The organism is Hymenobacter cyanobacteriorum (assembly GCF_022631375.1).
Lineage (GTDB): Bacteria > Bacteroidota > Bacteroidia > Cytophagales > Hymenobacteraceae > Hymenobacter > Hymenobacter cyanobacteriorum.
In genome coordinates this window covers 964838-977047 of sequence record NZ_JALBGC010000001.1, presented here as the reverse complement: position 1 = coordinate 977047, position 12210 = coordinate 964838, and the positions used below count along the sequence as shown (strand labels likewise).

Genomic DNA, 12210 nt, shown 5'->3' with positions numbered 1-12210 from the left:
CTTTGCAATCTTATGCTCGATTATCACATTCACGAATATCCTAACGGTATCCGCCTCTTACACAAGCAGGTACTGCACACTAAAATAGCGCATTGCGGGTTTCTGCTCGATATTGGCTCGCGCGATGAGGCCCCGCACCAGCAGGGCCTGGCCCACTTCTGGGAGCACATGGCCTTCAAAGGCACTGAGAAGCGCAAGAGCTTCCACATTCTCAACCGCCTCGAAACCGTGGGTGGCGAGCTGAATGCCTACACGACCAAGGAAAAAATCTGCTTCTACGCTTCGCTGCTAAGCACGCACTTCGAGCGCGCGTTCGAGTTGCTGACGGACCTCACGTTCAATTCCGTGTTTCCCGGCCGCGAGGTGGAGAAGGAGCGAGGCGTGATTCTGGAGGAGATGAGCATGTACCAGGACGCCCCGGAAGATGCTATTATCGACGATTTTGATACCGTGGTATTCGGCGACCACCCGCTGGGTGTGAATATTCTGGGCACCCGCGAGAGCGTGAGCCGCTTCCAGACGGCCGATTTTCATGCCTTTTTGCAGGAGCAGATGCGGACGGACCGGCTGGTGTTCAGCTCGGTGAGCAACCTGCCGTTTGCCGAAGTGAAGCGGCTGGCCGACAAGTTTCTGGCGCCGCTGCCGGCCCGGCTGGGGCCGCGCACGCGTCGGCCAGTGGGCGGCTACGAGCGCAAGTCGCAGTCGGAAACCCGGCCCATCTCGCAGGCGCACTGCCTGGTGGGTGGCCCGGCCTACTCGCTGAACGATGCGCGCCGCATCCCGTTTTTCATGCTGAACAACATTCTGGGCGGCCCGGGCATGAACTCGCGCCTGAACCTGGCCGTGCGCGAGAAATACGGCCTCGTGTACACCATCGACAGCACGTACTCGCCCTACACCGATACGGGCCTATTCGGCATCTACTTCGGCACCGAAGGCAAGCAGGTGAAGCGCACGCTGGGCTTGGTGCAGAAGGAGTTGAAGCTGCTGCGCGAAAAGTCCCTCACCACCAATCAGCTGCACATCGCCAAGCACCAGCTGATGGGCCAGCTCGCCATGAGCGAGGAAAGCAACGGCGGCATGATGCAGCTGCTCGGCAAAAGCACCCTCGACCTGGGCCGCGTGGAGCCGCTGAGTGAGATTTTCGGCAAAATCGAAAAGATTACGGCCGCTGAACTCCAGGAAATGGCCAACGAAGTGCTGACCGACGAGCACCTGAGCGTGCTGCAATACGTGCCGGAAGGAAAGTAATGGCACTGCCTGTTTTCGGCCACGTGGGCAGCTACCGGCCGGGCGACACGTTCCGCAACCGCATCGAACTGGCGCTGAGCGGCATGCATCGGCCGCGCCGGGCGGGCGTGTGCGGCACGCAGCAGCTCGGCGCCGAGAGCATCGTGCTGGCCGGCCAATACGAGGACGACGACTTCACGGAAGAAGAAATCCGCTACTCCGGCAACGGCGGCCGCGACCCCAAAACCGGCCAGCAAATCAGCGACCAGGTGGCTACGACGGGCATTCTGGCGCTGCTGAAAAGTGTCGAAACCGGCCTGCCGGTGCGAGTGATGCGCAAAGTGCCGGCCGAAGACGGCGGGCTCGATGTGTACCGTTACGAAGGATTATACCGGCTGGTGGGTTACAGCTTCGGGCCAGGGAAGTCGGGATTCAACGTGTATGTGTTTCGGCTGCGACCTTGTTTACCTGCAGCAGACGCGGAGGATTTGCGCAGATGACGCGGATGGCAGACGAACTTCTGCGACTTCTGCGGTGAAAAACCACTAGCTTATGACCGACCCCCTCGACCTCTACGCCGCCCTGCATACCGCGCCCGAGCCGCCGCTACTGGCCCAGCTCACCCGCGAAACCCACCTGCAGCTATTGATGCCACGCATGAGCAGCGGTCACGTGCAAGGCCGTTTTCTGAGCCTTATCAGCCATTTAACCAAACCGCTGCGCGTCCTGGAAATTGGCACGTTTTGCGGGTACGCCACGCTGTGCCTGGCCGAGGGGCTGGCCGATAACGGCTTGCTGCACACCATCGAAATCGACCCTGAACGGGAGGCGCGCATCCGGCGCTACGTGGCGGCGGCCGGCATCACGGATAAGGTGCGGCTGCACATCGGGGCGGCGCTCGACGTTTTGCCGGGCCTGGTCGATGAAGTCTGGGACCTCGTCTTTATTGACGCCGACAAGCGAAATAATGCCGCGTACTTTGAGGCAGTGGTTGACCAGGTGCGGCCGGGCGGGCTGCTCATCGTCGACAACGTGCTGTGGGGCGGCAAGGTGCTGCCCGAGCATCAGTTGAAAACCGGCGATAAGGACACGCCGCTGGTACGCGCTTTCAACGACCAGGTGGCCCGCGACGCGCGCGTAGAACCGGTTTTTCTGCCCCTGCGCGACGGCCTGCTGCTGCTGCGCAAAGTTGCCTGAACCGCAGATTGAACGGATGAAACGGATTGAACAGACTCGTTTCGACTGCGACCATCAGCGGTTGAGAAATAGCCATCGAATAGTCGGAATTCGCCGGCATCCGTTCAATCCGTTTCATCTGTTAAATCTGCGGTTCAGAAAATTATGCGGCACCTGCTTACCCTGTTTTTTGTGCTGCTGAGCCTGACGGCCGCCCGCGCCCAAGCCCCCACCACCGTGAGCGGCCGCATTGCCGACGGCAAAGACCAGTCGGCCCTCATCGGCGCCAATGTGCTGCTGATTCATTTGCCCGATTCGGCGAAAACCGGTGCGGCGGCCGATGCCAACGGGCGGTTTCAGTTCGACAATGTGGCCGCCGGCCGCTACGTGCTCGATGCCTCGTTTGTGGGGTACCAGACGGTGCGGCAGTCGGTGACCGTGGCCGGCACGCCGGTGCAGCTAGGCACGCTGGCCCTGCCCGCCGGCGGCGTGCAATTGAAGGGCGTGGTGGTAACGGGCGCCGCCGCCCAGAGCGTGCAGAAAGGCGATACCACCCAGTTCAACGCCAAAGCGTTCAAAACCAACCCCGATGCCACCACCGGCGACCTCATCGACAAGCTGCCCGGTGTGAGCCGCGGGGCCGATGGCAAGGTGCAGGCCCAGGGCGAGAACGTGCAGCAGGTGCTCGTGGATGGCAAGCCTTTTTTCGGCAACGACCCCGACGCGGTGCTGAAAAACCTGCCCGCCGAAATGGTGGACAAGATTGAGGTGTTCGACCAGCGCAGCGAGCAGAGCCGGTTTTCGGGCTTCGATGACGGAAATACGACCAAGACCATCAACATCGTGACCAAGGTGGAATTCCGCAACGGTACGTTTGGGCGGGTGGTGGCCGGCGCGGGCCCCGAGCGCTACAAGGTGAGCGGCAACGTGAACAAGTTTAAGGGCGACGAGCGGATGTCGGTGCTGGCCCAGAGCAACAACGTGAACGAGCAGAACTTCGGCACCGAAGACCTGCTGGGCGTGGTGGGCAATTCGAACCAGGGCGGCGGCGGGCGCGGCGGCCAGCGTGGCGGTGGAGGCGGCGGCCAAGGTGGCGGCGGCAACGGCGGCAACGCGGGCGACTTTCTGGTGAACCAAAGCGGCGGCATTACCAAAACCAACGCTGTGGGTTTGAACTACTCGAACTCCTGGAACAAGAAAACCGACCTTGCAGCCAGCTACTTTTTCAACCGGGCCGACAACACGCTGCTCAGCAATACCAATCGCCAGTACGTGACCGGCACGCGCTACACCCAGAATGCCCTCAGCAACAGCCTGAACACCAACCAGCGCTTCAACCTGCGGCTGGAGCACAAGATTGATTCGGCCAATTCCATTCTGTTCCGGCCCCGGTTCAGCTACCAGCAGAACGAATCGGCAAGCCGGCTGGACGGGCGCACGTTTACGGGCGATGCGACGGCGAGCAACATCACCAGCAATTACGCGTCGAACAACAAGGGCCTGAACACGGGCGGCGACTTGCTGCTGCGCCACCGCTTCGCCAAAGCCGGGCGCACGGCCAGCCTCAGCATCGGCGGCACCTACAGCCAGCGCAACAGCGACGCCACGCTGCTGACCGTGAACGACACCTCCCCCCGCAGCAACCTGAACCAGGTGAACAACCTGACCCAGAACGGCGGCAGCCTCAACGCCAATCTGTCTCTCACCGAGGCGCTGAGCAAAACCGATGTGCTGCAAGGCAACTACGCCATCAATTACGCGCCCAACAACTCCAGCAAATACACCTACGATGTGCTGACCGGCGACACCCGCCAGCTGAACGAGGGCCTGAGCAACGTGTTTCAGAACTACTACCTCACGCAGTCGGGCGGGGTGACGTACCGGCACATCACGCGCGACTACCAGGCCAGCTTCGGCGTGTCGGGGCAATATGCGCAGCTGTACAGCGACGCGCAGTACCCGCGCCCCAGCATCGGGCGCTACAACTTCGTGAACGTGCTGCCCAACGCCACGCTCAACTACCGCTTCACGCGGCAGAAAAACCTGCGGCTGATGTACCGCACCAACACCAACCCGCCCAGCGTGAGCCAGCTGCAGGCGGTGGTGAATAACTCGAACCCGCTGCAGCTCACCATCGGCAACCCCACGCTGCGCCAGGAGTACCAGCACTCGCTCAACATTCGCTACTCGGCCTCGAACCCGGAGGTGTCGAGCAACTTCTTCGCGCTGCTCTCGGGCGCATTTACCCAGAACCCGATTTCGAACCGCACCATCGTGGCGGCCCGCGACACCATTGTGACGCCCGAAGGTGCACCCAGCGTGCGCCTGCCCGCCGGCGGCCAGCTGGTGCAGCCCACCAACCTCAGCCAGCAGTACACGGTGCGCTCGCTGCTGAGCTACGGCCGGCCCATCAAGGCCATCAAAACCAACATCAACTTCAGCGCCAACGCCGGCTTCACCCAAACGCCCGGCCTGGTGAACGGCGGCCTGAACTACGCCCGCGTGCCCACCTTCGGGGCCGGCCTCACGCTCAGCTCCAACATCAGCTCGCAGCTCGATTTCACGGCCTCGACCACCTCGAACCAGAACTACGTGTACAACACGCTGCAAACGCGGCTGAATTCGGACTACTTCTCGCAGGTCACGCGCTTCCGGCTGAACTGGATTGTGGGCCCGGGCATCAACATTGCCACCGACCTCGTGCACCAGGCCTACTCGGGCCTCGCGGCGGGCTACAACCAGCAGTACCTGCTCTGGAATGCCAGCGTCGGCAAGAAGCTCTTCCCTGGCCAGCGCGGCGAAATCCGGCTCTACGCCTTCGATATTCTGGGCCAGAACCAGTCCATCCAGCGCAACGTGACCGATGCCTACTACGAGGACGTGCAAACCACCATTTTGCAGCGCTACCTCATGCTGATGTTCACCTACAACATTCGCAGCGGCAACGTGGTGGCCCCGGCGGCGGGCGAAGGCGGCGGGCGCGAAGGCCGTGGTTTTGGCCGGCCTGATGGCGGTGGCGGCCGGCCCGACGGTGGTGGTGGCCCGCCCCCCGGTGGGGGAGGAGGCCCTCCTCCTGGCGGCGGGCAGTTGTAACCGAAAGAATAAATTATTGGTGTCATCCTGAGCGCAGCGAAGGACCTTAGCACGTTTTGGAGCTTTGCGCCAACGTGCTAAGGTCCTTCGCTGCGCTCAGGATGACAATTCCTCCATGCCGCGTTTTCGCCCGGAAATCAGGTTCTTTGTAGCTTCCGGGTTGGAAGCCGCCGCGTTGGTGGCCCCGCCCGTGCGTAGCTCATGCGAAATCCCGTTGCCTTTTTGCTGTTGATGGTGGCCCTGGCCGGCCCGGCGGCTGCCCAAACTGCCAGCCCGGCCCCAGTCACCAGTGCGGTGCCCGCCGCCTTCGACGTGGCCGGCCTGCACCTCGTGCTCAATGATGAAGCCCGGCGGCTGGTGCAGCAAAAGGCCGACGGCCTGCGCCGCCACCAGCCCTCGTTCCAGGCTCGCGTCGATTTGGCCGATGCCTCGTTTCCCATCATCGACCGCATTTTGCAGGAAGAAGGCGTGCCGCTCGATTTCCGCTACTTGGCCCTGCAAGAAAGTGCCCTGCTGGGCGACGCCCGCAGCATCCACGAGGCCGTGGGCTACTGGCAATTGAAGCAGGAAACCGCCACCGGACTCGGCCTGGCCGTGAACGCCGCCGTGGACGAGCGCCAGCACCTGGCCGCCAGCACCCGCGCCGCCGCCCGCTATTTGCAGCGCAACAACGCCGTGCTCCACAACTGGCTGAATGCTCTGCTGAGCTACTACACCGGCCCGGCCGGCGTGAAGCCTTACACGCTGCCCACCGATGCCGACGCCACCCAGATGGCCATTTCGGAAACCACCTCGCCCTACGTGCTGATGTTTCTGGCCCACAAGCTGGCCTTCGAGCCCTACTGTGGCCAGAACCCCCGGCCCGCGCTGCGCCTGCAGGAGTTTCCGGCCGTGGCCGGGCAGACGCTCTACGACCAGGCCCTCACGCTGCACGTCGACTCGGCCGCGCTGGCCACGCACAACCACTGGCTGCTGGCCCCCGCCGTGCCCGCCGACAAGCCCTACACGCTCATTGTACCCATCGGCGATATCACCCAGGCCGCCGGCATGGTGGCCAACCAGCGCCTGCAAAGCCAGGGCGAGCTGCTGAACCTGCCCGCCGTAGCCGCCAACTCGGCCGAAGTGCGCATCAACAACCTGCGCGCCCTGGTGGCCCTGCCCGGCGAAACCACCCAGGACCTGGCCCGCCGGGCCAACCAGCGCCTCGGCGAGTTTCTGAAGCACAACGAAATCACGGGCTTCGATGCCGCCATTCCCGGCCGGCCCTACTTCCTCGAAACCAAGCGCGACGTGGGCGCCGTGGAATACCACGTGCTGCAGCCCGGCGAACGGATATTCGACGTGGCCCAGAAATACGGCATGCGGCAGAAGGCCATCTACGCCAAAAACCGCCTCGCCCGCACCGACGAGTTGCGCCCCGGCCGCCTGCTGTGGCTGCAGCACACGCGCCCCCGCGAAGTGGCCCCCGAGTACCGCCCGCTCACCGAAAGCGCCAGCCTGGAACGCCCCTCGGCCGCCGCCAGCAACATTGACGAATTGGTGGAGCAGGCCAACGAAGCCGTGGCCCTTCCGCCCAGCACCGCTACCGAAAGCGGCCGCACCAAAATCAAGGTGAAAGTGAAAAACGCCGATGGCAGCGAAACCAAGCGCGTCATCACCACCGCCGCGGGCGAAACTGCTGCACCAGCGCGGCCCGCCGCCACCGACCCGGCCGATGGCTGGGGCGAAGTGCTGGCCACGGCCCAGGCTACGGCCGCCACGCCAGCGGCTCCCGCACCGCGCCGTGCGCCCGCGCCGCCCGTCGCGCACGCCGTTCCGACCGCTCCCACTACGCCCGCCGCTGAAGAAACGGAAGCTCCCGAAACGCCGGAACCAGTGGTTGCACCGGCCGCTGCCGTGACTGTTGCGCCGGCTAACCGCCCGGTGGTGGCAGCCGAGCGGCCACAGCTGCCGCCGCCGGCCCCGGCCCCCGCGCCGGCTCCGCTGGCGGATGAGCAGCTGGCAACGGAGGCAAATAAGTTGTCAGAAGCCACCACTACGGCACCAGCTCCGGCTCCTCGTCCGGTTCCAACGCCTCGCGTTGCACCAGCTACTGTCGTTCCAACCGAAATGCCGCTTCTGCGACCAGTGGCGCCTGTAACAGCAGTAGCACCCGCGCCGAAGCCGGTTGAAGTACCCAAGCCTCGGCCAGTGGTAGAAGCCCCGGCGGCGCGGCCGGTGGCTGCGCCCGCGCCCCGGCCCACTGCCGAAGCCTCTGCCAACGCGCCGATGATTGTGTACCGGCCGGCTGCCTCTGCGAATGCTACCAAGCCGGCCGTTGCGCCCGCGCCGCTGCCGGCACTGCCCGCGCCCGCCGAAGCCTCGCACCGCGTCGAGCCCGGCGAAACGGTATTTGCCGTGAGCCGCCGCTTTGGGGTGCCGCCCGCTACGCTCATTGCCATCAACCAACTCGAAGCGCCCTACAAGCTCGCGGCTGGCCAGGTGCTGTTGCTCAAGCCCGCCGGCGAAGTTGGCGCGGCCTTCAAGCCCCGGCCGGCTCCGCGCCCGGCCCCCACGCCCACCCGCGACCCCGCCAGCCTCACGCCGCCCACCCACACCGTGGAGCCGGGCGAAACCCTCTACAGTATTTCGGTGCTCTACCACACCAAAGTGGCCGAGCTCCAGGCCCTCAATGGCCGTGCCGCCACCGATACAGGCGTGAAAATAGGAGAGGTGCTCCAGCTGCCCGCCGGTAGCAAGTAGGAGCGAAGCACTGGGCCGCACCGATAAAAAACGCAGCTATCAGGGAATCAGGCGGCAGGAAAAACGGTTTTGGCAGGCCCTTAAATCGGGGGTATCTTTACTTGAAGGGTTGAGTTTTGAGGGTTGACTGTTGAATTAAACCAGCGGAAAACTTAAAACTCAACTCCCAAAACTCAACCCTGCCAAAATGCCCGTTTTCTCGCACCTTCATTCGCACACGCAATACTCGCTGCTCGACGGCCAAGCCAGCATTTCGGCCCTGATGAAGAAGGCCCAGAAGGACGGCATGCCCGCCGTGGCCCTCACCGACCACGGCAACATGTTCGGCGCGTTCAACTTCGTGGCCGAGGCCAACAAGTACAACGTGAAGCCCATCGTGGGCTGCGAGTTTTACCTCGTGGAGGACCGCCACAAAAAGGCCTTCAGCCGCGAAAAAGGGGAGCGCGACACCCGCCACCACCAGCTGCTGCTGGCCAAGGACCAGGCCGGCTACCACAACCTAAGCAAGCTCTGCTCCATGAGCTTCATCGAGGGCGTGTACTCCAAATTCCCGCGCATCGACAAGGAGCTGCTGGTGAAGTACCACGAGGGCCTGATTGCCACCAGCTGCTGCATTGGCGCCGAGATTCCGCAAACCATTCTCTTCGGCACCGAAGCCGAGGCTGAGGAAAAGCTGAAGTGGTGGCTCGATTTGTTCGGCGAGGATTACTACATCGAAATCCAGCGTCACGGCCTGATGAATTTCGACGGCACCGGCAAAAGCCAGGAGGACGTGAACCAGATTCTGCTGGGCTTTGCGAAGAAGTACAACGTCAAAGTCATCTGTACCAACGACTCGCACTACGTCGACCAGACCGACTACGCCGCCCATGACCTGCTGCTGTGCGTGAATACCGGCGAGGAGCACAGCATCCCGGTGGGCGACATCCGCACCAACTACTACACCCTGATGACGGGCAAGGGTGAGGTGAAGTACGACCTGCTCGACAACCTGCGCCGCGACCACAGCCGCGACGAAAACGCCCAGCGCCAGCTCCGCCGCATCGACGAGGAATTGCAGAAACCCAAGCCGCACACCCGCTTCGGCTTCGCCAACGACCAGTTCTTCTTCAAGACGCAGGCACAAATGAACGAGCTGTTCGCCGACGTGCCCGAGAGCGTGGACAACACCAACGAGATTGTCGACAAAATCACGCCCCCAAAGCTGGCGCGCGACATTCTGTTGCCCAACTTCCCCATTCCCGCGCCCTTTGCCAACGCCGACGAATTCCTGCGCGAGCTGACCTACGTGGGCGCTTTCGGCCCCAGCGCCGGCAGCGGCGTCGTGACGATGACCAAGCCGCCGCGCTACTCCGAGCGCACGCCGGAAGTGGAGGAACGCCTTGATTACGAGCTGCGCATCATCCAGACGATGGGTTTTGCGGGCTACTTCCTCATTACTCAGGATTTCATCAACCACGGCCGCAACATCGGCGTGGCCGTGGGCCCGGGCCGGGGTTCGGCCGCCGGCTCGGCCGTGGCCTACTGCGTCGGTATTACCAACATCGACCCGATTAAGTACTCGCTGCTGTTCGAGCGTTTCCTCAACCCCGAGCGTGTGTCGATGCCCGATATCGACATTGACTTTGACGACGTGAATCGTCAAAAAGTCATTGACTATGTGGTGAATAAATACGGCAAGACGCAGGTGGCCCAGATTATCACCTTCGGTACGATGGCTGCCAAATCGTCCATCAAGGACGTGGCCCGCGCCATGGAGCTGCCCCTGCCGCAGACCAACGACCTCACCAAGATGGTGCCCGAGAAACCGGGCACGACGCTGGCCGGCGCCTTCGCCGAAAACCAGGAGCTCGACATGATTCGGCGCGACGAGAGCCCCGAAAACCTCAAGGGCCAGATTCTGCGCTTGGCCACGCAGCTTGAAGGCTCGGTGCGCAACACCGGCATCCACGCCGCCGGCGTTATCATCGCGCCCGACGACATTACGAAGTACATCCCGGTTTCGACCTCCAAGGATTCGGACCTGCTCATCACGCAGTTCGATGGCAAGGTGATTGAAAGCGCCGGCATGCTGAAGATGGACTTTCTGGGCCTCAAAACCCTGACGGTCATCGTGGATGCCATGAACCTGATTGAGCGCAACCACGGTGTGAAAATCGACATCGACGAAATCCCGCTCGACGACGAGAAGACCTACGCGCTGTATCAGCGCGGCGATACCATCGGCACGTTCCAGTTCGAGTCGGAGGGCATGCGGCAGTACCTCAAGGACTTGAAGCCGACCAACATCGAGGACCTGATTGCCATGAACGCCCTCTACCGCCCGGGCCCGATGCAGTTCATCCCGAACTTCATCAACCGCAAGCACGGCCGCGAGGAAGTGGAATATCCGCATGAGCTGCTGAAACCCATTCTGGAATACAGCCAGGGCATCATGGTGTATCAGGAGCAGATTATGCAGACGGCACAGATTCTGGCCGGCTACTCCCTCGGCGGCGCCGACTTGCTGCGCCGCGCCATGGGCAAGAAGGATATGAAAAAGATGGCCCTGGAGCGTGAGAAGTTCATCGAAGGCGCCAAAACCATCCACGGCATCCCAGCGAAAAAGGCCAACGAGGTGTTCGACGTGATGGAGAAATTCGCCGAGTATGGCTTCAACCGCTCGCACTCGGCGGCTTACTCGGTGGTGGCCTACCAGACCGGCTATTTGAAGGCCAACTACCCGGCTGAGTACATGGCGGCCGTGCTCACCAACAACATGGGCGACATCAAGAAGGTGACCTTCTTCATTGAGGAAGCCCGTAAGCAGGGCGTACCTGTGCTTGGGCCCGATGTGAACGAAAGCCTGCTGAAATTCAACGTGAACCAGGAAGGCGCCATCCGTTTCGGCATGGGCGCCGTGAAGGGCGCGGGCGAACTCGCGGTGGAAAGCATGGTGCAGGAGCGCGAGAAAACCGGCGAATACGGCGATATTTTCGACTTTGCCAAGCGCGTGAACCTGCGCACCGTAAACAAGAAAACCTTCGAAAGCCTGGCCCAGGCTGGTGCGTTCGATGGCTTCGGCAAGCACCGCCGCCTCTACCTCGACTCGCCGGCCGGCGACCAGAACCTCATCGAAAAGGCCATGCGCGTGGGCCAGCAGCACGCGGCGGCCAAGGAATCGGCCCAGCATAGCCTGTTTGGCGCGGGCGCTTTCGGAGCTGTGGCCGCGCCGATGCCCAAAATCCATGAGATGGAGCCGTGGAGCAAAACCGAGCAACTGCGCCGCGAAAAGGAAGTGGTGGGCTTCTACCTTTCGGGCCACCCGCTCGATAGCTACAAGCTGGAGCTGGACGCCTACTGCACTTGCGGTTTGGAAAAAGTGGATGAGATTAAGAACAAGGAAATGGCGGTGGCGGGCCTCATTACCAACGTCTTATTCAAGACCACTAAGACCGGCCAGCCCTTCTGCACCTTCACGCTGGAGGACTACGAAACGAGCATCAACCCGGCCCTGTTCCGCGACGACTATACCAAATTCGCACCCCTCATCAACCCGCGCAACTACCCCAACGAGCAGGTGCCGCCCATGTACGTGCGCTTGAAGCAGGAGCTGCGCCGCCACACCCAGGACCAGTGGGACCTGCGCATCCTCACGATGGAGCCGCTGGCCGATGTGGCCGAAAAGCGCAGCAAAGGCGTGCGCGTGCGCCTCGACCTGCGCACCGTGACCGCGCCCATGCTCGACCGGCTGGAGGAAGCCATCGAGCACGCACCCGGCGGCAAGCGGCTTGAAATCCAGTTCGTGGAGCCGCACGAGCATCTGGCGGTGGACATGTTCTCGCGCCGCTTCCAGATTGAGCCCAAGGCTTTCATTGAGAAGATGAAGGAGCTGGACATGGAAGTGTGCACGCTGATTTAGGCGCTACAGCACAACAAGTAAAACGCCGGACCTTGGCTGCGCTCAGCACGGCGTTTCGGGACTTCGGA

Annotated in this window: 6 protein-coding genes; all 6 read left to right on the top strand. The window is 62.6% G+C overall.

Translation table 11 applies throughout. From position 1 onward, the window contains the following. Positions 1–12: 12 nt before the first annotated feature. Complete coding sequence (locus MON38_RS04180; protein ID WP_241934873.1) at positions 13–1251, top strand: M16 family metallopeptidase; 1239 nt, start codon at positions 13–15, stop codon at positions 1249–1251. After that, the gene (locus MON38_RS04175; RefSeq protein WP_241934872.1) at positions 1251–1730 is read left to right on the top strand and encodes a YDG/SRA domain-containing protein; all 480 of its coding nucleotides are present in this window, start codon (positions 1251–1253) and stop codon (positions 1728–1730) included. The genes MON38_RS04180 and MON38_RS04175 overlap by 1 nt, the downstream gene beginning before the upstream one ends. 52 nt (positions 1731–1782) lie before the next feature. Beyond that, positions 1783–2427 carry an O-methyltransferase gene (locus MON38_RS04170; RefSeq protein WP_241934871.1) on the top strand — a complete coding sequence of 215 codons (645 nt, stop codon included), beginning with the start codon at positions 1783–1785 and terminating at the stop codon, positions 2425–2427. A gap of 144 nt (positions 2428–2571) precedes the next feature. Next, a complete protein-coding gene (locus MON38_RS04165; protein WP_241934870.1) occupies positions 2572–5499 on the top strand; it encodes an outer membrane beta-barrel protein in 2928 nt (975 codons plus the stop codon). A 201-nt stretch (positions 5500–5700) separates the two neighbouring features. Then, positions 5701–8241 carry a LysM peptidoglycan-binding domain-containing protein gene (locus MON38_RS04160; RefSeq protein ID WP_241934869.1) on the top strand — a complete coding sequence of 847 codons (2541 nt, stop codon included), beginning with the start codon at positions 5701–5703 and terminating at the stop codon, positions 8239–8241. 187 nt (positions 8242–8428) lie between these two features. Further along, positions 8429–12142: a DNA polymerase III subunit alpha gene (gene dnaE / locus MON38_RS04155; RefSeq protein WP_241934868.1), complete on the top strand. Its 3714-nt coding sequence runs from the start codon at positions 8429–8431 to the stop codon at positions 12140–12142. Positions 12143–12210 lie beyond the last annotated feature (68 nt).